Source organism: Gilliamella sp. wkB72 (assembly GCF_001693745.1).
GTDB classification, from domain to species: Bacteria; Pseudomonadota; Gammaproteobacteria; order Enterobacterales; family Orbaceae; genus Gilliamella; species Gilliamella apicola_E.
Genome location: NZ_LZEI01000009.1, coordinates 176,188 through 199,714, shown reverse-complemented (window position 1 = coordinate 199,714; position 23,527 = coordinate 176,188). Strand labels below are relative to the sequence as shown.

The 23,527-nt window shown below is 35.5% G+C and carries 17 protein-coding genes, 5 tRNA genes and 1 pseudogene; 7 read left to right on the top strand and 16 right to left on the bottom strand.

Annotated elements, in window-relative coordinates; all coding sequences use genetic code 11:
* Positions 1–128: 128 nt before the first annotated feature.
* From purD to araC, 3 genes and pseudogenes are all read right to left on the bottom strand, one after another.
* Positions 129–1,418, bottom strand: a complete 1,290-nt coding sequence (gene purD, locus A9G07_RS05350) for a phosphoribosylamine--glycine ligase (RefSeq protein ID WP_065734320.1) — start codon at positions 1,416–1,418, stop codon at positions 129–131.
* 26 nt (positions 1,419–1,444) lie between these two features.
* Positions 1,445–3,037, bottom strand: coding sequence for a bifunctional phosphoribosylaminoimidazolecarboxamide formyltransferase/IMP cyclohydrolase (gene purH / locus A9G07_RS05345; protein WP_065734319.1), 1,593 nt, complete (start codon positions 3,035–3,037; stop codon positions 1,445–1,447).
* Positions 3,038–3,232: 195 nt separating this feature from the next.
* Positions 3,233–4,078 (bottom strand): annotated as a pseudogene (araC, locus tag A9G07_RS05340) (arabinose operon transcriptional regulator AraC); the annotation flags it as partial.
* A gap of 203 nt (positions 4,079–4,281) precedes the next feature.
* Between araC and A9G07_RS05335 the strand changes: the two are divergent.
* From A9G07_RS05335 to A9G07_RS05320, 4 genes are all read left to right on the top strand, one after another.
* Positions 4,282–5,943 (top strand): ribulokinase, encoded by a 1,662-nt coding sequence (locus A9G07_RS05335; RefSeq protein WP_065734318.1) that lies wholly within the window; start codon positions 4,282–4,284, stop codon positions 5,941–5,943.
* A 36-nt stretch (positions 5,944–5,979) separates the two neighbouring features.
* Positions 5,980–7,488, top strand: coding sequence for an L-arabinose isomerase (gene araA / locus A9G07_RS05330; protein ID WP_065734317.1), 1,509 nt, complete (start codon positions 5,980–5,982; stop codon positions 7,486–7,488).
* Positions 7,489–7,571: 83 nt separating this feature from the next.
* Positions 7,572–8,987, top strand: a complete 1,416-nt coding sequence (locus A9G07_RS05325; protein ID WP_065734316.1) for a sugar porter family MFS transporter — start codon at positions 7,572–7,574, stop codon at positions 8,985–8,987.
* Positions 8,988–9,062: 75 nt separating this feature from the next.
* Entirely contained in the window at positions 9,063–9,755 is a 693-nt protein-coding gene (locus tag A9G07_RS05320; protein WP_065562459.1) for an L-ribulose-5-phosphate 4-epimerase, read from the top strand.
* Between the two features lie 80 nt (positions 9,756–9,835).
* Here the strand turns inward: A9G07_RS05320 and era are convergent, their stop codons facing one another.
* From era to A9G07_RS05280, 8 genes are all read right to left on the bottom strand, one after another.
* On the bottom strand, positions 9,836–10,741 hold the full coding sequence (gene era, locus A9G07_RS05315; protein WP_065562179.1) for a GTPase Era: 906 nt from the start codon (positions 10,739–10,741) through the stop codon (positions 9,836–9,838).
* Positions 10,738–11,415, bottom strand: coding sequence for a ribonuclease III (gene rnc / locus A9G07_RS05310; RefSeq protein ID WP_176713951.1), 678 nt, complete (start codon positions 11,413–11,415; stop codon positions 10,738–10,740). Before rnc ends, era begins: the two co-directional genes overlap by 4 nt.
* 2 nt (positions 11,416–11,417) lie before the next feature.
* A complete protein-coding gene (gene lepB / locus A9G07_RS05305; RefSeq protein WP_065734315.1) occupies positions 11,418–12,416 on the bottom strand; it encodes a signal peptidase I in 999 nt (332 codons plus the stop codon).
* A 20-nt stretch (positions 12,417–12,436) separates the two neighbouring features.
* The gene (gene lepA / locus A9G07_RS05300; RefSeq protein WP_065562181.1) at positions 12,437–14,233 is read right to left on the bottom strand and encodes a translation elongation factor 4; all 1,797 of its coding nucleotides are present in this window, start codon (positions 14,231–14,233) and stop codon (positions 12,437–12,439) included.
* A gap of 139 nt (positions 14,234–14,372) precedes the next feature.
* The gene (locus A9G07_RS05295; protein ID WP_065734314.1) at positions 14,373–15,269 is read right to left on the bottom strand and encodes a MucB/RseB C-terminal domain-containing protein; all 897 of its coding nucleotides are present in this window, start codon (positions 15,267–15,269) and stop codon (positions 14,373–14,375) included.
* Positions 15,270–15,368: 99 nt separating this feature from the next.
* On the bottom strand, positions 15,369–15,926 hold the full coding sequence (locus A9G07_RS05290; protein WP_065562183.1) for an RseA family anti-sigma factor: 558 nt from the start codon (positions 15,924–15,926) through the stop codon (positions 15,369–15,371).
* A 47-nt stretch (positions 15,927–15,973) separates the two neighbouring features.
* The gene (gene rpoE, locus A9G07_RS05285; protein ID WP_065734313.1) at positions 15,974–16,546 is read right to left on the bottom strand and encodes an RNA polymerase sigma factor RpoE; all 573 of its coding nucleotides are present in this window, start codon (positions 16,544–16,546) and stop codon (positions 15,974–15,976) included.
* A 200-nt stretch (positions 16,547–16,746) separates the two neighbouring features.
* Positions 16,747–19,218, bottom strand: a complete 2,472-nt coding sequence (locus A9G07_RS05280) for a class I adenylate cyclase (protein ID WP_065734312.1) — start codon at positions 19,216–19,218, stop codon at positions 16,747–16,749.
* A 107-nt stretch (positions 19,219–19,325) separates the two neighbouring features.
* On the opposite strand from A9G07_RS05280, the gene A9G07_RS05275 reads away from it, so the two are divergent.
* From A9G07_RS05275 to A9G07_RS05265, 3 genes are all read left to right on the top strand, one after another.
* Positions 19,326–19,952 (top strand): NUDIX hydrolase, encoded by a 627-nt coding sequence (locus tag A9G07_RS05275; protein ID WP_065734311.1) that lies wholly within the window; start codon positions 19,326–19,328, stop codon positions 19,950–19,952.
* Positions 19,953–20,268: 316 nt separating this feature from the next.
* Positions 20,269–21,069, top strand: a complete 801-nt coding sequence (locus tag A9G07_RS05270) for a YdgH/BhsA/McbA-like domain containing protein (RefSeq protein ID WP_065734310.1) — start codon at positions 20,269–20,271, stop codon at positions 21,067–21,069.
* 285 nt (positions 21,070–21,354) lie between these two features.
* Positions 21,355–22,764 carry a hypothetical protein gene (locus tag A9G07_RS05265; RefSeq protein WP_141677476.1) on the top strand — a complete coding sequence of 470 codons (1,410 nt, stop codon included), beginning with the start codon at positions 21,355–21,357 and terminating at the stop codon, positions 22,762–22,764.
* 115 nt (positions 22,765–22,879) lie between these two features.
* Here the strand turns inward: A9G07_RS05265 and A9G07_RS05260 are convergent.
* The 5 genes from A9G07_RS05260 to A9G07_RS05240 form a co-directional block, all read right to left on the bottom strand.
* Positions 22,880–22,954, bottom strand: a tRNA-Gln gene (locus A9G07_RS05260).
* Between the two features lie 22 nt (positions 22,955–22,976).
* Positions 22,977–23,061 (bottom strand) — tRNA-Leu (locus tag A9G07_RS05255).
* Between the two features lie 71 nt (positions 23,062–23,132).
* A tRNA-Gln gene (locus tag A9G07_RS05250) sits at positions 23,133–23,207 on the bottom strand.
* A gap of 25 nt (positions 23,208–23,232) precedes the next feature.
* Positions 23,233–23,317: transfer RNA gene (locus tag A9G07_RS05245), tRNA-Leu, on the bottom strand.
* A gap of 37 nt (positions 23,318–23,354) precedes the next feature.
* Positions 23,355–23,431, bottom strand: a tRNA-Met gene (locus tag A9G07_RS05240).
* Between the last annotated feature and the right edge of the window lie 96 nt (positions 23,432–23,527).

Here is a 23,527-nt window from a genome sequence, read left to right as displayed (position 1 = left end):
GGAGAGGGGTTTTTGAGGTTTTTTTCAAACCACAAAAAACTTTTAGGGCTAAAAAACCCCGTTCCTCAACTTTTTTGGCTTAATGGTAGATAAAAAAATAGTGCTATATAGCGCTATTTTTGTGAAATTTATTTATTTTTTTCGCGTTCAATAGCTCGATAGCCAATATCATGACGATAGTAACAACCATGCCAATAGATACTTTTAATTTGTTCATACGCACGTTTTTGAGCGTCTGAAACACTATCGCCTAAAGCTGTAACACATAGAACTCTCCCACCATTGGTATAGACTTGACCGTTTTCTAAACAGGTGCCGGCATGGAAGATTTTGCAATTATTATCTGTTTCAGTAGGTAGACCTAATATAACATCTTTGGTGTTGTAATCGCCTGGATATCCGCCAGCAGCAAGAACTACACCTAAAGCAGGCCTTATATCCCATTTTGATTTTACAGTATTTAGTTCGCCCTTTGTGGCAGCCAAGCAGAGCTCAACTAGGTCTGATTGCATTCGCATCATGATTGGTTGAGTTTCAGGATCGCCAAATCGACAATTGAATTCGATTACTTTAGTATTTCCTTGTTTATCAATCATTAATCCGGCATAAAGAAAACCAACATATACATTGCCTTCTTTTGCCATGCCATTGACGGTTGGGTAAATGATTTCTTCCATAACTTTATTGAAGACGTCATCGGTTACTACTGGCGCTGGAGAGTAAGCGCCCATTCCACCAGTATTCAAACCAGTATCACCATCACCAACACGTTTATGATCTTGGCTGGTTGCCATTGGTTCGACATGTTTACCATCGACCATTACGATAAAACTGGCTTCTTCGCCATCAAGGAACTCTTCAATTACGACTCGATGACCGGCATCACCAAAAGCATTTCCCGCTAACATATCGTGTACTGCCTCTTCGGCTTCCTTTTGTGTCATGGCAACAATCACGCCCTTTCCTGCCGCTAAACCATCAGCTTTTATCACAATTGGTGCGCCTTTTTGACGAATATAAGCAATGGCTGGTTCAATTTCTGTGAAGTTTTGGTATTCAGCAGTTGGGATGTTATGTCGAGCTAAAAAATCTTTAGTGAAAGCTTTTGATCCTTCTAGCTGAGCAGCCGCTTTTGATGGGCCAAAGATAGTTAATCCAGCTTTTTGAAAACTATCGACAATACCAATCACTAATGGCGCTTCTGGTCCAACAATAGTTAAGTCTATTTGTTGCTCTTGAGCAAAGTTGAGTAGACCAGCAATATCTGTTGCTTTAATGTTGATATTTTCTAAATTTGGCTCAAGTGCGGTACCTGCATTACCTGGTGCAACAAACACTTTAGAAACTAATGGCGATTGTGCTGCTTTCCAAGCTAAAGCATGTTCGCGCCCACCATTACCAATTACTAATACTTTCATACAAGGTCCTTTCAATACTTTTATAATTAATGCCTAAAATGACGCATATTGGTGAAGATCATGGCAATATTATGCTCATTAGCGGCTTGAATTACTTCGTCATCACGGATTGAACCACCCGGCTGAATAACACAGGTGACACCAACCGCAGCCGCGGCATCAACACCATCTCTAAACGGGAAGAATGCATCAGAAGCTACAACTGAACCAGCAACTTCTAGATTCTCATCTTGTGCTTTTATTCCAGCAATTTTGGCCGAATAAACACGACTCATTTGCCCTGCACCAATGCCAATAGTCATCTTATCTTTAGCGTAAACAATAGCATTAGATTTCACAAATTTTGCCACTTTCCAACAAAATAGTGCATCAGATAACTCTTTTTCAGTCGGTTGTCGTTTGGTAACTACCGTTAATTGGTCTTTGGTTACCATACCTAAATCACGATCTTGTACAAGCAATCCGCCATTAACGCGTTTTAAATCTAAACTGGCTTTTGTGCTCGCTGGCCATTCGCCACATTCTAATACTCGAACATTTTTTTTCGTTTGTGTAATGGCCAAAGCGTTTTGATCAACCGATGGTGCAATAATTACTTCAACAAATTGTTTATCAACAATAGTTTGGGCTGTTTTAGCATCTAATGGACGATTAAAAGCAATAATGCCCCCAAAGGCAGAAGTTGGGTCGGTTTTAAAAGCATTAAGATAGGCATTTAAGATGTTATCACTCACCGCAACACCACATGGGTTAGCGTGTTTAACTATTACACAAGCTGGTTCATCAAATGATTTTACACATTCTAATGCAGCATCGGTATCGGCAATATTGTTATAAGATAGCTCTTTACCTTGTATTTGTTTGGCAGTAGCAATAGAACCTGGCTCAAGATGTTCTTCCACATAAAAAGCTGCATGTTGATGTGAGTTTTCGCCATATCGCATATCTTGCTTTTTAACAAATTGTAGATTTAAAGTGCGAGGGAATTCACCAGCAGGCTTTTCAGTATCGCCATAATATGGAGGTACAAGTTTACCAAAATAGTTAGCGATCATACCGTCATATTGAGCTGTATGTTCAAATGCTTTTATTGCTAAGCTAAATCGATACTTGAAAGAGAGGCAATTTTTCTGTTTATCTAACATATCAATGATTGTGCTATAGTCCTGACAATCAACAACAATGGCGACATCTTTATTATTTTTAGCTGCAGATCGCACCATAGTTGGTCCGCCAATATCAATGTTTTCTATCGCATCTTCTAAACTACAATTTGGGTCAGCTACCGTTTTCGCGAAAGGATATAAGTTGACAACCACCATATCAATCGGTGCGATCTGATGTTGTTGCATCACTTCGTCATCAATCCCTCGACGCCCTAAAATGCCACCGTGTATTTTAGGATGTAACGTTTTGACTCGACCATCCATCATTTCAGGGAATCCCGTATAATTCGATACTTCGGTAACAGGAATGTGGTTGTCGATTAAAAGTTTGGCGGTGCCACCAGTAGAAAGGAGTTCAATATTACGTTCAGATAAAGCTTTAGCAAATTCAATGATTCCTGTTTTATCAGAAACACTGAGTAAAGCACGACGGATAGGACGAAACTGCTGCATGAAAAAGCTCCGAAATTGATATTCTAAATCCAAGTCTGTGAGCGGCTATTATATATAAAACGAGGAGCGATGTTTAGTATTAACTTTCTGAAAAAATAATTACCTAATAATTTGTATTTATTCAATGATATGGTCATTTTGCTTATCATAAAAGTAAAGCGAGTTTACACTTTGGATTTTTCTTTCATTTTGTTCTCGAGTGCTATTGCGATATTTTTGAGGACATAGACCAATTCTTTTTTTGAAGATTCGCGAAAAATAAAGTTGATCATCAAATCCGATTGAACGGCTAATTTCTGCGATACTCATATTAGTGGTTTGCAATAACAGTTTTGCACGATTTACCCGTTGCTCTTGTCGCCATTCTCCAATAGACATACCAATCTGGTCTTTAAATATATGAGCAATTCGCGATGTCGACAAACACACTTTCTGCGATACGATATCAAGCGTAAAATTATTTTCATCCAGAGTATCAATTAAATAGTTGCAAACTTGTAGTACTCGGGTATCTATTTTAGGAGGATTAGTGCAAGAAGTCTCTTGTGCGCAACGTATCAAGAATTGCTCTAACATGCTCATAGCTAAATTTTCAGAATATATCGTGTTTGATTGCCCTACCTCAACAATTTTTATAAATAGCTGTTCTAGTTCATCTTTTACTTGGGTATTAGGGCGATAAAATCCCGTTTCTTTTAATCGGTTTTCCCAACTTAATAAATATTTCCATGTTGATTTTGGTCTGAAATATACCCAAAAATGAAACCAATTATTCTCATCTTCTTTACGTCCGTATAAATGGGGTTCTTTGGGAGGAAAAAGAACAAAGTCACCGGGATAACAATTAAATGATTCATCATCACGATAAATAGTACCTTGGCCTGCATAAGTGAGGTTAATAATGTAACCATTTAATCCATTAGGACGATCAATGAAAAAATCAAATTTTCCTTCTTTTTCGATCGGTGTTAAACCAGATACAAGATGGACATTAAATGAATAACCAGGTAACAAAGGGTTATTTTGTTGTTTATTGCTCATTTGTCATCACCAATTTTTTGAAACTATTTTATTTTTACATAAAAATTTTTTTTGAATAGTGATAATTGTGAGATCTACATCACAAAACAAATTAGGTGTGCAGAATCGTCTATATTTATAGCAACAACATACCTACTTGTTTTATCGATAATTATTTATTCTTCCAAAAAACTCCATTTAATTAGTCTTTGAGGTGTTAGCGGATGAATAAAAAAATAACCATTGGATTGGATTTTGGTAGTGATTCTGTCAGAGCTTTAGCGGTCGACTGTCAAAATGGGAAAGAGTTAGCTACAGCAGTAGTTTATTACCCACGCTGGTCTAAGGGCCAGTTTTGTGATCCGCAAAAAAATCAGTTCAGGCATCATCCCCTTGATTACATTGAGTCAATGACTCAATCAATACAATCTGTTGTCAATCAACTTAAATCTGATGCACAAAATATAGTTGCTATTGGTGTGGACTCAACAGGTTCTACCCCAGCACCTATTGATGAAAATGGCGATGTGTTAGCTTTAAAACCAGAATTTATGAACAATCCTAATGCAATGTTTATTTTATGGAAAGATCATACCTCGGTACACGAAGCTGAAGAAATTAATAGAGTGTGCAAAACTGAACCATACTCTAAATATTTGGAATATTGTGGTGGAGTTTATTCTTCAGAATGGTTTTGGGCGAAGATTATGCATATTTTTCGTCAAGACAGTGCTGTAAAAAATGCTTCTGCATCTTGGATTGAACTCTGTGATTGGGTACCCGCTTTACTTTCTGGAACGACAGCGCCAAATGCAATAAAGCGTGGTCGATGCGCTGCCGGTCACAAATGTTTTTGGAGCGAAGAATGGAATGGTTTACCCCCTTATGAGTTTTTTGAAAAACTCGACCCAAGTTTAGTTAATAACTTACCTTATCCTTTATTTGAAAAGACTTATACCGCAAATCATAAAGTGGGCACTATTACCCAAGAGTGGGCAGAAAAATTAGGATTACCAACATCGACCGTAATTTCTGGTGGTGCATTTGATTGTCACATGGGTGCCGTTGGTGCGGGTGCAAAACCTTATACATTAGTTAAAGTAATTGGCACCTCTACCTGCGATATTTTATTGGCAGAACAAAACGTTATAAATAATCGTTCAATTAAAGGCATTTGTGGTCAAGTAGATGGTAGTGTAATACCAAACTTTATAGGTCTTGAAGCCGGGCAATCAGCTTTTGGAGACATCTATGCATGGTATAAAAAACTCTTGTGTTGGCCTCTTGAAAAGTTAGTTTCAATCTCACCAGAATCTCAACCAATAGTAAAGGAGTTAAAGCATAAATTATTAAATGATATTGCTCAAGCTTGGGCAGAAAATCCAAATCTAGACACAATTCCTATAACGCTTGATTGGTTTAATGGTAGACGAACCCCTTATGCCAATCAACGAATCAAAGGTGTTATAACCAATTTAACGATTTCAACTGATGCTGCAACATTATTTGGAAGCTTGGTTTTATCAACAGCCTTTGGCGCTAGAGCAATTATGGAATGCTTTATTAATCAAGATGTGCCTGTTAATGAAATTGTCGCTTTAGGAGGAATAGCTAAAAAATCCCCGGTTATTATGCAAGCTTGTGCAGATGTAATGAATAAACCGCTGACCGTTGTGAGTTCAGAACAATGTTGTGCATTAGGTGCAGCAATCTTTGCGGCTGTAGCGGCCAATGTTTACGCCGATATTTCCACCGCTCAAAGTAGCATGTCTAGTAAGCTAGAAACCACCTTTACCCCTGATGAAAACAGGGTCCCTAAATATGAAGAATTATATAGAAAGTATTTAGTTTGGTCAGCATCTAGTGAACCCAACTATAACGCTTAACTTAAAAAATATGAATAAATTATAAAGGAGTCCATTATGTTTGTTTATTCAGAAGCTGAAATTTGGTTTGTTGCAGGTAGTCAACACCTTTATGGGCCAGAATCACTTGAACAAATTAAAAGAAATATTCAAGAGGTAACAGATTATTTTAATCATGAAGCAAATCTACCCGTTAAAATTGTTCTCAAACCACTCGCAACAAAACCTGAGGATATATATAACCTTTGTCAGGAAGTAAATTATTCTTCAAAATGTGTTGGATTAATCACATGGTTACATACATTTTCGCCAGCTAAGATGTGGATTAATGGATTAACTCATCTGCAAAAACCTCTTCTACAACTTCATACTCAATTTAATAAAGTCGTTCCGTGGGATTCAATGGATATGGATTTTATGAATCTTAACCAAACTGCACATGGAGGACGTGAATTTGGTTTTATCGGTTCTCGTATGCGCCAACCTCATTCTCTGGTAACAGGTTACTGGAAAGATAAAGATGTTCATGAGCAAATTGGGAAATGGATGCGAGTTTGTGTGGCAATTAATGCAGAAAAAACCATGAAAATCGTTAGATTTGGTGACAATATGCGCGAAGTTGCTGTAACAGAAGGAAATAAAGTTTCTGCACAAATTAAATTTGGTTACTCAGTCAACACTCATGCAGTTGGTGATTTGGTTTCAGTAATTAGCTCAATTGCTGATGGTGATGTCAATCAGCTAATTGATGAATATGAAACACTTTATAAACTTGCTCCCGTCGCGCAAATTGGTGGAGAGAAAAGACAAAACTTAATTGACGCAGCGAGAATCGAATTAGGTATTGAGCAATTCCTTAAACAAGGTAATTATGGCGGATTTACCACAACGTTTGAAGATCTATACGGTATGGCACAATTACCAGGACTTGCTGTCCAACGATTAATGGCTAAAGGTTATGGCTTTGCAGGTGAAGGTGATTGGAAAACCGCAGCATTACTAAGCACAATGAAATTAATGGCCAAAGGACTTCCTGGCGGCACCGCATTCATGGAAGATTATACCTATGATTTTACTGAAGGTAATGAGTTAGTTGTCGGCTCACATATGTTAGAAGTTTGCCCATCTATCATAGATGATGATGTCAAACCTTTACTTGATATTCAACATTTGGGCATTGGTGGTAAAGCCGATCCTGCTCGACTTATTTTCCCTGCAAAACCTGGTTTAGCAATCAATGCCAGTTTAATTGATATTGGTAACCGATTTAGATTAGTCGCTAATGAACTTGAGACAATCAAGCAACCTTATGCACTACCAAAATTACCTGTAGCATGTGCTGTTTGGAAACCAAAACCATCGTTAAAAGTATCAGCTGAAGCCTGGATTCTTGCTGGAGCAGCACATCATTCTGTTTATACCCAAGCACTTTCTATGGATTATTTTAAACTTTATGCGCAACTGCATAAAATTGAACTGTTGGTTATTGACGAAAGTACTCGAATCGATGATTTCAGGAATGAGTTACGTTGGAATGAGATTGCGTATTGTAATCCTTATGCTTGATAAATTTATTTTAGTTCAATGATTGGAAATATTTTTTCCAATTATTATCAAAATTACAGAATAAAGGGAATAAAGAGGTGGATATGAATACGTCTTTAACAACGAATAAAATGGAAATAAATTCTGCAAAAAAAATGACCTTTCTAATCGGCTTTTCAGCTGCAATGGCCGGTCTACTATTCGGTCTAGACATAGGTGTAATTGCGGGAGCTTTACCATTTATTACTATTCAGTTTGAACTAACTACTCAGCTACAAGAGTGGGTAGTGAGTTCAATGATGTTAGGAGCTGCTTTGGGGGCTCTATCCAATGGTTGGTTATCTTTTTATTTAGGTAGAAAATATAGCTTATTAGCGGGCGCCTTATTTTTTATTATAAGTTGCTTTGGATCAGCTTTAGCACCTAATGTAGAAGTTCTTTTAGTCTGGCGAGTTATTTTGGGGTTTGCTGTTGGTATTGCATCCTATACGGCGCCACTTTATCTTTCTGAAATGGCGCCAGAAAACATTCGCGGTAAGATGATTGCTGCTTACCAACTTTTAGTCACAATTGGTATTTTAGTTGCATTTTTATCAGATACCTATTTTAGCTACACAGGTGATTGGCGAATGATGCTTGGTATCATTTCTATACCTGCAATTATATTGTTTATAGTAGTGATTTTCCTGCCTAATAGTCCTAGGTGGTTGGCATCAAAAGGACGATTAAATGAAACTGAGAAAGTTTTAAAATCAATTCGTAGCGATCCTGTAAAAATTCAACAAGAATTTAATGATATCAAGGATAGTTTACAAGAAAAACAGGAAGGCTGGACACTGTTTAAAGCAAACAAAAATGTACGCAGAACAGTTTATCTTGGTATGGCATTACAAGCGATGCAACAATTTACTGGTATGAATATTATTATGTACTATGCACCAAAAATCTTTAGCCTTGCAGGATTTGAAAGTACCCAGCAACAAATGATTGCTACAATTATTGTTGGTCTTACTTTTGTGTTAGCTACATTTATTGCAATTTTTACTGTTGATAAATTAGGACGAAAACCAATTCTAAAAGTTGGTTTTGGTATTATGGCTTTAGGTACATTAGTACTAGGTATTTGTTTGCAACTTATCGAAAATGGTAATCCATCATCATTTACATCCTATGCAGCAGTTGGAATGGCAATTATGTGTATTGGTGGTTATGCAATGAGTGCAGCACCAGTGGTGTGGATTTTATGTTCTGAAATTCAACCTTTAAAAAGCCGTGATTTTGGTGTGACTTGTTCAACTGCGACCAATTGGATTTCAAATATGATAATTGGTGCAACATTCCTTACATTATTAAATCATATAGGTGTTGCTCAAACATTTTGGTTATATACCGGCATGAATGTTTTATTTATCTTCATTGTAATTTTCTTTGTACCTGAAACCAAAAATATTTCATTGGAACGTATCGAAAAAAATCTGATGTTAGGTAAAAAACTTCGTCATATTGGAGATGATCATTGAGGTTTATATTAGAACAATTGATATTGTTTTATGTTTATTCCTGATGTTTTATTTATTATCAAACAGGATGTTAATATGTTTACTGAATTAAAAGAACATGTTTTAGCAGCAAATTTATTATTACCTTATTATCAGCTTGTGACATTTACTTGGGGGAATGTATCTGCAATTGACAGAAGTAACGGTGTTATTGCTATCAAACCGTCAGGAGTCGCTTATGATAAGTTGCAAGTGAATGATATTGTTATTGTCGATCTTGATGGTAAAAAAGTCGAAGGTAAACTTAATCCTTCAAGCGACACACAAACGCATATTGAGCTTTATAAGGCTTTTGAACAAATTGGTGGAGTTATTCATACTCATTCAAGAAACGCAACAATTTGGTCTCAAGCAGGGTTAGATATTCCAGCTTTAGGTACAACTCATGCAGATTATTTTTATGGAGATATTCCTTGCACTCGCCAGTTAACACCAACTGAAATAATTAACAATTATGAACTCAATACAGGTAAAGTGATTATTGAAGAGTTTACTAAACGATCCATTGATGTATTGGCAATACCTAGTGTATTGGTATCCGGACATGGTCCTTTTAGTTGGGGAAAAAATGCAGATGATGCTGTTCATAATGCAGTTGTCTTAGAAGAAGTCGCTGCTATGGCATTAGCTACACGCAATCTAAATGTCGGCATAAAAATCCAACAAGAATTATTGGATAAACACTATTTCCGTAAGCATGGACAAAATGCTTATTATGGGCAGGGTTAGATATTTTTGGATAATATCAATCTACTGCAAGTAGATAAAAAAATCAGGCAAACTTTTGCCTGATTTTTTAAAGAGTTAGATTAATCGTCACTATAACCTAAACTACGTAATGCTCGCTCATCATCAGCCCAACCAGCTTTGACTTTAACCCATAATTCTAAATGAACTTTGTTATCAAAGAAAAGTTGCATATCTTTACGGGCTTCAATACCGATTTTTTTGATTTTTTCACCTTTGTTGCCAATGACCATTTTCTTTTGTCCATCGCGTTCAACTAGGATTAAGCCATTAATGCGGTACATGCCAGTACGTTCATCAACTTTAAATTGTTCAATTTCAACCGTAACCGAGTAAGGTAATTCATCACCTAAAAAACGCATTAGTTTTTCTCGGATGATTTCTGAAGCCATAAATCGTTGTGATCGGTCAGTGATATAATCTTCAGGAAAGTGGTGTTCACCAACGGGTAAATGTTTTTTGACAATATCTTTGATGATGTCAATCCCTTCACCTTTTTCTGCACTAATTGGCACAACATCTAAAAAGTTAATTTTTTGACTAATTTCTTGGATATGTGGTAACAGTTGGGTTTTATCTGTTACATTATCAATTTTGTTGATAACTAACAGTATAGGTGCCTTGCAATCTTTGAGTTTGCCTGCAACCATTTCGTCATCTTCAGTCCAGTGGGTTCCTTCCACGACAAAAATAACTAATTCAACATCACCAATTGAACTGCTAGCGGCACGATTCATTAAGCGATTAATCGCTCTTTTTTCTTCAATATGTAAACCGGGTGTATCAATATAGATAATTTGATCATCGCCTTGGGTATCAATTCCGACAATACGGTGACGCGTTGTTTGCGCTTTACGTGAGGTGATTGATACTTTTTGACCAAGTAGTTGGTTTAATAGTGTTGATTTGCCGACATTTGGTCTTCCAACTATGGCAACAAATCCACAATGTTGTTTTGATTCTGTCATTTTATTCCTAATTGGTTTAATGCTTCTTGAGCTGCGGCTTGTTCAGCCTTGCGACGGCTTAAACCTCGCCCTAAGTATTGGTGATCATCGTTTTCAATTTTACATTGAATTAAGAACTCTTGCTCATGATTGTCGCCAGTAACTTCAAGAATTAAATAACATGGTCTTTCATGTCGTATACCTTGCAAATATTCTTGTAAACGTGTCTTAGCATCTTTTTGCTTAATACCAGGTTGAATTTCATCTAAGCGTTTTTGATACCAAGATAAAATTGTGCGGCGAATGTTTTCAATTTCACTATCTAGATAAATAGCGCCAATGATAGCTTCTACTGCATCAGAGATAATGGATTCACGGCGAAAACCACCACTTTTTAATTCACCTTGACCTAAAATTAGGTAATCACCTAATTTGAATTCTTTTCCCATTTCAGCAAGTGTCTGTCCACATACTAAACTTGCTCGCATTTGACTAAGATCACCCTCATCTTGCTTGAGAAATCGATGATAAAGTTCATCAGCAATGACAAAACTTAATATCGAATCACCTAAAAATTCAAGGCGTTCATTATGCATTTTATTAGCACTACGATGAGTTAGTGCTAACTGAAGTAAAGATGTGTTTTTAAACTGATATCCAATAGCTTGTTGTAGTTGATTCAAATTTTTCATCACAGTTAGTGGATTCCACCTATACGGCTAAAACGAATTCCTGTTGGCCATTGATCAGGTTGTTTTTCAAAACTGATCCAAATAGTTGTAGCTCGACCAACAAAGTTTTTTTCCGGAACAAAGCCAAAATATCGACTGTCACCGCTGTTATCACGGTTATCACCCATCATAAAATAGTTATCTTGTGGAACAACCCATGTTCCGATCGGTTGACCATTTTGATGATAAAAATAACTTGTATCTTCCATTTTTCCAGGCGTTGTTAGAACATCGTGAGTAATTTCACCTAAGGTTTCTTGTTGAATTTTCATATCTAATGTAATTCTAGAGTTAGAATCAACAATACCCTTATCTTTATATTGTTCTATTGTATAGAAGTCTGGGTTTTTCCCCATTTCGTTCACTTCTTTCCAATCACTTGCTTGGGGTTGAGTATAATGTAAATCTAATGGTTCAGAACGCTGACCAACACAATTATTATCGGTTGATTGACAAGCTGGATAAATGAGAATTTTCTTTTCATTAGACAAATAGACAATTTTATCGCCAGGTAAACCTACAACGCGTTTAATAATATCTCTATTTGATCCATCGGGGTGTTTGAAAACCGCAATTTCACCGCGTTTTGGGTGGCCAGTTGAAATTAAGACAGTATTGGTGATCGGATCACGTAATCCATATGAAAACTTTTGAACAGCAATAAAATCACCAACTAATAGTGTTTGCATCATTGACCCTGAAGGAATTTGAAATGGTTCATATATAAATGATCGAATAACAAAAACCACAAAAAGAACAGGGAAAAACGATGCTAAATTTTCAATCCAGCCTTTAGGTTTTCCAACTTCTGCCAAAATTTTACCATCAATTTCACCATTAGCTTGCTTACGAATCTCTTCAACTTTACGTTGTCTAGCTGGTTTCCATCGGTACTTCTCTAAAAACCAAAAGATCGCAGTAATGAATGTTGCTATTGTTAATATGATGGCGAATAAGTTAGCCATTTTTTATCCTCTTTAACTGATTAATCTTTACCAACATGTAGAATAGCCAAAAACGCTTCTTGCGGTAATTCTACATTACCTACTTGTTTCATGCGCTTTTTACCTTCTTTTTGTTTTTGTAAAAGTTTTTTCTTACGACTTACATCACCACCATAGCATTTAGCTAAAACATTTTTACGAAGTTGTTTAACTGTTGAACGAGCTATGACGTGGTTGCCAATTGCAGCTTGAATCGCGATATCAAATTGCTGACGCGGAATAAGATCTTTCATCTTTTCGACTAGTTCACGCCCACGGTATGGTGCATTGTCTTTATGGGTAATGAGTGCTAATGCATCAACACGCTCACCATTAATTAATACATCAAGCCTAACCATGTCAGCGACTTGGAAACGTTTGAAGCTGTAATCTAAAGAGGCATAACCACGTGAAGTTGATTTCAGTTTGTCGAAGAAATCTAAAACAACTTCAGTCATTGGAATTTCGTAAGTTAATGCAACTTGATTACCATGATAAACCATATTGGTTTGTACACCGCGCTTTTCAACACATAGAGTAATTACATTACCTAAATACGTTTGTGGAACTAATATGTTACATTCAGCTATAGGTTCACGAAGTTCTTGAATGTTATTCACTGCAGGTAATTTTGCAGGGCTATCAACATAGATAATTTCATTTTGAGTAGTCAAAACCTCATAAACTACTGTTGGTGCAGTAGTGATTAAATCAAGATTATACTCTCTTTCTAATCGTTCTTGAATGATTTCCATATGCAATAAGCCAAGGAAACCACAACGGAAACCAAATCCTAACGCACCAGAATTTTCAGGTTCATAAAAAAGCGAGGCATCGTTAAGGCTTAGTTTTCCTAATGCATCACGAAATGCTTCGTAATCATCAGAACTGGTTGGAAATAATCCTGCATATACTTGAGGTTTAACTTTTTTAAATCCTGGTAGTGGCTTGTCTGCTGGAGATTTTGCTAAAGTTAACGTGTCCCCTACAGGTGCTCCTAATATATCTTTGATTGCACAAACAACCCAACCTACTTCACCACAATGCAAGCAGTCTTTATCTATTTGTTTTGGAGTAAAGATCCCTAGGCGATCAACATTATAAGTCATTCCTGTACTCATAACTTTGATTTTATCACCTTTATTTAACTCACCATTCTTGATACGAATTAATGATACAACACCTAAATAGTTATCAAACCATGAATCAATAATTAGTGCTTGTAGTGGTGCATTCGAATCACCTTCTGGCGCAGGGATATCATGAACGAGTTGTTCAAGCACATCAACCACACCTACTCCGGTTTTAGCCGAGCATCTTACTGCATTGCTAGCATCAATACCAACAATGTCTTCAATCTCTTCCGCCACTCTTTCAGGTTCGGCTGCCGGTAAGTCGATTTTATTAAGTACTGGTACAACCTCAAGGTCCATATCAAGTGCTGTATAACAGTTTGCAAGAGTTTGCGCTTCAACACCTTGCCCTGCATCAACAACAAGTAATGCACCTTCACATGCAGCAAGTGAACGAGAAACTTCATATGAAAAATCCACATGTCCTGGTGTATCGATGAAGTTTAGCTGATATGTTTGGCCATCTTTAGCATGATAATCTAAAGTAACACTTTGTGCTTTAATTGTAATACCACGTTCACGTTCCAGATCCATTGAGTCTAAAACTTGAGCTTCCATTTCACGATCAGAAAGTCCTCCACAGATTTGGATAATACGATCAGAAAGCGTTGATTTACCATGGTCAATATGAGCAATAATTGAAAAATTGCGGATATTTTTATTCATATCAATAAGTTATATTTTAGTTATGTACTGTTAATTATCGTTAGTGTTATTGGCTATAAATAACAAGTCAAATAATCACGAAAATAGAAGCAAACATTCTACACATTAATGGTCAGTAAGCATAGTGTTATCGAGAGGTTTACGGCGATTTCTCAACAATATTTTGGGCAATTCTTTCAATTGTCCCTTCAGGTAAATTACCAATAATAATAATATTTTTGTTACCCAGATTAGTTGAGAATATTGTTCTTCCGCCCTGCTGAATAAGTTGATTAGGTTGACTTGCTTGCTCTAAAGAGACATTCACTGTAAAAGAAAATACGCCATCAGAAAACAATTTAGTTGCAATATCAGAACTATAAAAATTGACATTATACGCCGCTATTTCTTTAAATCCTTTTGGCAACCATGCTAAGCGCCAAGCATCAAGTAAATTATTCTGTTTTTCAATTGATAATAAAATTGGGTAAGTTCGATTATCAATATAATTTTTGAATTTTTTAACATCGAAATCAACATCGATATCAACAACTTTTAATTGATTAACAATGTCATTATCATCATCAATTAAGTCTATTCGTAATGGTAAGAAAGTCTCATCATCGATCCATATAACATAGCTATAGCGATCTTTGTCTTTTGCAATTATTTTAACTAATTGAGCACCACGATTTGCCGTTCTAGTTTTACCTAATAAAATAAAATCATAAATATTCGCTAATGAATTAAAGTCATTATAAATTACATCAGGAAATGCCTCTGTTATGCGAGAACTAGCAATCGAAAATGAAGGGCTATCAGGTTGAAAATAACTGGTGGTGTTGTTATGCAAGATAATCTCTTTTGCTGGACCTTCAAGATAAAGCAATTGCGCATTAATATTTTCTTTTTTAGCTGCGCCTAAGTGATTATATTCAAAAGTTGAGCCAAATTGTTCTCTATCTTGTGATACAAAATGAATTTGATAATCATTGATTTGCACCGCTTTACTCATTTTATTTAATAAATTTAACGCTTCATTTGTTTCTGTTGCCATGGTTGAGGCAGAAAACAATATAAAAAACAGAGTAATAATAAAATTATTACTCTGTTTTAGCTTTATTTTTATTAAAGAAAATAGAAAATTCATTTTTATTTAACGGGCATTTAACCTTTTTTGTAATTCATAATCTTGAACGAGCAATCTAATTTTATCGTATTGTCTTTTTTCAAGTAATTGCTTGTCATTATGTTGTATTCCACCAACAGGAGCTACATTAACACCCATAGGAACAGTATTAAGCGTTGGAGCACCACTGGCATCGTCCGATTGACCTTGATGATATTGAACACCAGCAATAATTGCTAATGTAACACAAGCAGCAAGTCCAACTTGGCTAACTTTAGCCACAACATCTTTAATTCGCACCCAAAATAGATTTTCAGCTTTAGGAATTGAAATCTCATCTTGAGAAGGTTGCTCTGTTAATTGTGGGTATAAATCATCATCCGCAATCGCCATAGCAACTTGATTGCTAATATCTAATGTTAATGAACTACCGTGCAATTCTCCTCGCATTGCTTCTCTTGCGATATGATAGCGATGCCAGCAGGATTGCAAACTTTCATCATGGCTAACGACATCAACAAAGTTATCGTCTGTAAACTCACCATCCATCAATAATGAAAGTTGCTGCTTCTGTTCTATTTGCATAGTAGATACCTTAATTTCTTGCTACCTATTTTAATTTGTTCAAACCACTAACTAATTAATGGTTTTATTTTTTCATCAATAGCATCACGTGCTCTAAAAATACGTGATCTCACAGTTCCGACTGGTGTACCCATAATTTCAGCTATTTCCTCATAACTTAATCCATCAATTTCACGTAGTGTGATGGCGGTTCTTAAATCATTAGGTAATGCTTCAATTGCTTCAAATACTACTCTTTCAACTTCTTTAGAAAGAACTAAACTTTCAGGGTTATCGACATCTCTTAATGAGTCTGCACCTTCGTAACTTTCCGCTTCACTTGCATCAATATCCGAAGATGGTGGTCGTCTGCCTTGCGAAGTTAAGTAATTCTTTGCAGTATTAACCGCGATTCGATACAACCAAGTATAAAAAATACTTTCACCTTTAAAAGAGCTTAATGAACGATAAGCTTTAATAAAAGTTTCTTGCACAACATCAGGTATTTCAGAAGGTAAAACATAACGTGATACCAAATGAGCTAGCTTATTTTGATAACGTACCACAAGTAAATTAAACGCATTTTTATCTCCGTTTAAAACGCGATCTACTAAAACTTGGTCTGTTATTTGCTCCCCCATTAAAGGCCATCCCTCATTATATTATCACTATTAGTGTGGCCCAAAATTGTGCACTCTAACAGTTAGATTCATAAATTTAAAAAAAGTTCCCATTATTTTAATAGAAATTTCATTTTCATTGCTAATTCTTTTATTTTTTATCATGTTGCATACTAAAAAAGTACGTTCCTCAACTTTTTTAATATACTTTTTGAACAAAACTAATTAAGTAAGAAGATTTCGCGTTCACCAGCATCGTTGTATGTAATTTGGTAAAATTGCGGTAAATTAAAATTAACAGAGCTACTGGTGGTAAACGTAAAGCGGTCATCAGATAATACATAAAAATCATTAATATCCTTGACCATGTTCTCTTTGGTACCGTTACAATTACGGTAAATTTCGATCTGATTATGCTCGTTTAAAATGTATAAATCAAATCCATTTGCGGTATCTTCAAAAAAGAATTGAATAATACCTTCATAAGCGACGCTATCTATCTCTTTAGGTAATTCATTACTTTCATCTAAAATATTTAGCGGTCTACCTTGAACTTTGTTGTTTGATACTGCACCATAAAAATCAATAGCACTTTCAAATTGATGGAATGAAACGCCAAACCGTTCGAAGAATAGATACCAAGACGCCCCATCAATTCTCAATGGCTTAACTTGTGTTGAATTATTTTTAGTTGTCGATAATCTCAAATCAACACAATTGTACATCAGCCTTTTCATTTGATTTTTAATTTCATTACTTAGCTGGTTACTATAACAGAAAATTTCGACCGAATTAGGTAAATCAGCATCTTTGTGCATACGATTGAGTAAAGCTTTTATAGCTTCTAGCACGCACAAAGTACCACTAAAATGCAAGACCCGAATTTCATTCCATGAATTACGATAAAGCAAATCAATTGAGCTAACCAAACTTAATTCTTGCTTACCATAGTTTAGAACATTAGTGCTGATTTCATCTTCTAACTTTAAATTAACCGTTGGATCGTTTTCTAAATTCAATATGATTGCTAAATGGCGTATTTCACACGGACCATATAATTGTTCTTCTGTTGCTGTTGGAACATCAATTGGAAAGTAATTTTTCAGATCTTCAATCAGTTTGGTGATTTTTTTGTTATCACGGTCATCACCATCATAATAGTAAAATTGAGTTGAATCTGAAATCAAACCATTAAAGTAACACCAACCAACTAATTTGACTAAGTATTTACTATATTCTAGATATTGATGTCCAACAATCGAATTGAGTTTAGGTTTTTGGTTATAAACATACCAACCAGCTCGGTTAATCCGGTCTTCTTTAACATGGATAAAAGTTAAAACATCTTCCTGTAAATTATCAGAAATATTTAATTTCAATGTAGAGATTTTACCAGGAAGAACTTCAAAAGAGGCATATAATTTGCGAGTCAGTATTGCTAGATCTTGTGGGCTAATCAATGAATCTAAATTGTTACGACGGCCAAAATTGAGCAAATTTCGATAACCCGTCATCATAGTATGTAGTAATATTTCGTGTATTTCACGAACTTGTTCTATTTTCCAAGTTTTACTAGCATCTAATTTTTCCAATAATGATTGTTGCCACCCCCAATTTTGTACAAATTCATTTAATATGTCACGTCGCCATGACGATGAATTTGCTTTTTGTGACAATTTTTCATTCACTTTTAAATAAAAGCAATGTCTAACTAATTCCAGTCGTTGAAAATCTCTAATATTTGTTAGATAGTTTGAGATCCTATCCAATAACATCGAGTATGAATCAAGATAGTGATGGGAATGGATTTCTCCTTTTTGAATTAATTCCCGCATATCAAACGCGATAGGCCTATTTTTTGGATAGATCGAAGAATAAGCTTCAAGTAATAATGTTTTTAATACTGCTTTGAATGGTGAATCGATACTTTTATACAGTTGCCATAAACTTGCACCAAAGTACTCTTCAGCAGATAAACCCGTCAAAGGTCCAAAATCAATCCATTCTTCGCGTTTGATGATATTCGATACAACTAATGCCTGAACACATTTTTCATAGGTTGGATAAGTGACGTCATTGACTGTAAAATCAGAAGGAATCGCAAACCATAACAGACGTTTACCTGCTAAAAGGTTGGCTGAACGGTAAAATTCTTCGAGTAGTAATATGTGCTGTGCAGATCCACAGTTTTCACCCATTAGACATTCATGATGTTGGTTAATAAACCGATCGACGTCAACAACAAATAAAGTAAGTTTAATGCCGAGATCTTTAGCCCAAGTTTCTATTAATCTGCACTTCTGTATTAATGCTTGCTTTTTAACATCAGATAAACTATTTTCGATACAGATCCATATATCAAGATCTGATGAGGTAGATTGCCCGATGGAACATGTGCTACCCATTGAATATAATGCAGAAATATTGGCGTGATTTTTTTTATTTACCTCACTGAAATTGAACTCATTTTTTAACTGTTCAACAATTTCATTGGATGGTTGATAATACGCAATACCTAATGGAGTCTCTTCGCCCGCATAACCTGGCAGATTGGGATGGTTAAAATGAAAAAGAACTGGCAATAATGAAAAGACACGCTGAAATTCCAGAGACATACCACTTTGAGCACGTTCGTGTTTTAGTATTGCAAGATCATCAAGTTCTTTTTTTATATTATTTATATCGTATTGCATAGCATTATTCAGGTGAAACAGATGTACTATTGACGAACAATTTCTCCAATAATTTTCTATTATAGCGTAAAAAGAATGTAAATTTACAAATAAATGAAATAAATATTATGATCACCCTAGAAAAAATATCACAATCTTTGAAAAATACCAAAAACCAATTTCAATTTATGAATAAAGCTGCCGTGTTAATCCCTATTATCACTATTGAAAACCAATTGCACCTGCTTTTTCAGGTACGTTCAAAAAAACTTAAATGGCAACCAGGGGATATTTGTTTTCCTGGAGGACGAGTTGAGTTATCGGATATCAGCCCTGAATATACCGCCAAACGTGAAACTTTCGAGGAGTTGGGTATTACGCTTGATCAAATTACCCTATTAGGACAATTACCTAAATTTTATGCCTCATTAGGCATGGTAATTTATCCTTTTGTTGCAAAAATTGAGCATGTAGATAAATTGGATAATTTACAAATTAATCATGATGAAGTTGAGTCGGTTTTTACGGTTCCATTAGAATGGTTTATTGAGCATTCCCCCAAAAAAGCAACTATGTTTGTTGGCTTTAAACCTGATGATAATTTCCCTTTTGAATTAGTTCCAAATCGCACAGCAAATTGGCAAAAGAAATCGCAACATGATGTACACTTTTATCAGTATGGTGATTATGTCATTTGGGGATTAACTGCACAGATAATTAATTGTTTTATAAGCACCATAAATATAAATCCTTAGCTGTAATATGATGATTTATTAAAAAATAATATTTTTTAATATCGAAATATTTCTTTAGCATAAAATGCTTAAAAATATATTCTTTACAAAAATTTAAAGTGATACCTACACAAATATTCTAATTGATATATACTATTTAACGGTTATTTTTCTTTTCCACAATTTCCACATTGTTTTATCTAGCTGTTTGAAAGAATTAGTAAAAGATAGATCCCGAGAGCGTTTTTCGTTTTCATACTCTCATGCAATACCCTCATAGAATAAGCGTTACAGATTGTTTTTTTATTTTTATAACATAAATACAAAGGACATTATTATGAAACGTTATAATAAATCATCTATTGCATTAGCTTTACTATTATCTCTACCTATTGCCAATATTTATGCGGCTTTACCATTAACAGCAGAAGAAAGTAATAACTTAATTCCCTTCAAAGAAATCTCTGTAACCGGTAGCTACTTACAAGCACAAAATGCAGCAGATGATATATCAAAAGCTGCAGACGAAGTTGGTGCTAAATATTATCATATAACTGGTATTGAACAACCTTCTACAGGCACATCAACTGATCGTGCAATTGTTTATGCCGATGTTTATAAATCAAATGCACCTATTGCGGTAAGCAAAGAAGAAGTGACTCATAACGGTGTTGTGCTTTATCCTCGTTCAAAAGCCCTTTATTATTTACCATTTGCAGTCGTAAAATTTAAAGGCGATTATAATAACACTTCTGAAATTTTAGATGCAGCGAGTAAAATCGCTTCTGAAAAAGATGCCTATGCGTTTTATGTTTACTCAATTATTGCTGATGATGTAAAAAATCGTGAACAAGATGTTGATGTTGCATTATACAAAAAAGAGGCGCCAGTTCGTGACTTTATCATTTCTAAAGCAATCGCAGGCCAAGATGCTTATGAAATTACGAGCGAAGCCTTCAAAATCATGAAGCCATATAAAACAATCGTTTTCCATGGAACATTTAACAATACCAGCGAAGTTAGCGCAGCAGCACAAAAATATGCTATCGCTAACGATGCACACTTCTACTATGTAAAAGAAATATCAAATAACCGTGCTGAAACAGCGCAAACTGTTTATGTAAATTTATATAGATAATCATTTTTTCAAGGCTGTCCATGCGTAAAAACTCTTTTTTCCGCATGGATAGTTTTTATTCAATTTTTGCATGTCAGTAATAAAAAATATCTTTATCAATAAATTAATTTTCCCACATTTTTAACATTGAAATAAGTATCAACTTAATTGAAACGTAATGATTGTATCTTTCTATTAAATTTAAGAATTAAAAGGTAAGGTAACATGATGTTATTGAAAGGATTTAAATTTAAAAAGTTTTCTCAATTTTCAATAAGGTTTATTGTTTTATTTTCGATATTTTTAATGAGTAATTTAGCTTTTGCACTGGTAGCAGTCACAGCACAATCTATTAATGGCAATCGCCCATATTTTATCGATCCTGATGCGGTTGGTGTTAATGGTTCCCGAGAGTATGATCAACAAAACTTCCAATATTTTGGGATAAAATTCCAATCTCAGGTTTTTACGGGAATCAATGACCTAAATCGTCAACTAAAAAATATCAATTTCCCTCAAGTTGATCCCAATGCCACCACACCTAATCAATTAATGACATCGTTAAAATCTAATTATGGTCTTGACGGTACAATGATACCTTTTTCCATGTCTAATCCAGTTGACAGTCAATTAGTTGCTGATGATGATGGAGATAGTATAACTCAAATAACCCCACCCGATGGGGGATTTAAAATAGATTGGTTCTATCGCTATGATAATAAATCCTATTTATTACTTGAATCAGATAGAAACAGAACTTTTTGTGAGTTGGCAAGATTAGGTTGGAGTCCTTATATTAGAATTTCAGGCTCTATTGCTTTAGTAACGCAATATGGTGTTCCAAATTATAAAGTTTATCCAGGAGCTAAAAAAGATTTTTTGATTTACAATGCAATCAAACCAACTGTTTGTGCCAATCGTCCATCAATTGTGCATTCATTCCTCTTCGAAAATCGGGATTATACTGGTGATTGGGTCTATTTAACTTGGGGGGATGCTAATCAACACGTTATTGATTCTGGTTTCGTCAATAAAGTAAGTTCTGGTGGGTTTCCAACAACGGGATTTGATCAAGCCCGATTCCTTATGTTTATAGCTGGAGCACCATTTGATTTATCGACGATAACATCATCAAATAGTTCAAAAGGCGTGAATATAGAAATAAACCAAATTACTGTTGGCGATATAGATAGTCATCTAATTAATACAGGGCTTCAAGTAAAATTGACAGGTGAAGCAACGGATGTAAATCCTACCTTTACCATAAAATCTGATGGCGAAGATATATACACGTTTACGATTAAGAAATGGTTCACATCGCCAAGCCAAGATGTTTACCATTACAACCAAAGCGCAAGTGTTTGCAATGGTAAATATGTTGTTCCTACTATTGAGGATTTGACCAATAGCGACCAAAACCTTATAACCAATGGCCCATGTAAGTCAGATAATAATTCTGATAACTGTTTAGCTATTACAACTAATCACTATTATCGTAGGATTGGTAATAGCCTTCTAGGAGAATGGGGTAATATAACAAACGAAGGAAAACTTTATCACCACACCTACCCGGGTAACCATTTTCCTAAAGGTCATCTATATTGGACATCTGATGAACGAGATGCTACCAACCAATATACTGTTGGTACGACTATAGGAGCGATTGAGTGGCAACCAAAAAATAATGAATTATATTTCGTCTGTGTACTTAAATAATAATTGTTCTAATCATTGCGCTTGTAGATTAAAGTGCGATGATTATTACTTTTAAGTTTGACTGCACATTAATTCATTTCTCGACAGCAAACTAAACTTTTAAATTAGGTCTTAATGGCTGGGGTACCAGGATTCGAACCTGGGCATGGCGGGATCAAAACCCGCTGCCTTACCGCTTGGCTATACCCCAATTATAAAGGAGAAAAGATATCTGGTACGGGTAGTGAGATTTGAACTCGCACACCTTTCGGAACTAGAATCTGAATCTAGCGCGTCTACCAATTCCGCCATACCCGTGAAAAGGAATAACTAAGAATGTAAAAAGCAAAACAGATTAGCTAATAGATATCAAAATTTGCAGATTGGAATGGCTGGGGTACCAGGATTCGAACCTGGGCGTGGCGGGATCAAAACCCGCTGCCTTACCGCTTGGCTATACCCCAATAAAGGATAGATATTAAGATTAAATGGTGCGGGTGAAGGGACTTGAACCCCCACGCCTCGCGGCGCCAGAACCTAAATCTGGTGCGTCTACCAATTTCGCCACACCCGCATAATATACTTTCGGTTAAAGTATAACTTAATCTTAATGGTGGCTACGACGGGATTCGAACCTGTGACCCCATCATTATGAGTGATGTGCTCTAACCAACTGAGCTACGTAGCCATTTCATTCGCAACGTCATAACCAACACTGCGAGGCGCATTATGCTTGTGTTACGGCAAATCGTCAACCCTTTTTTTTAGATATTTTGAAAAAAAG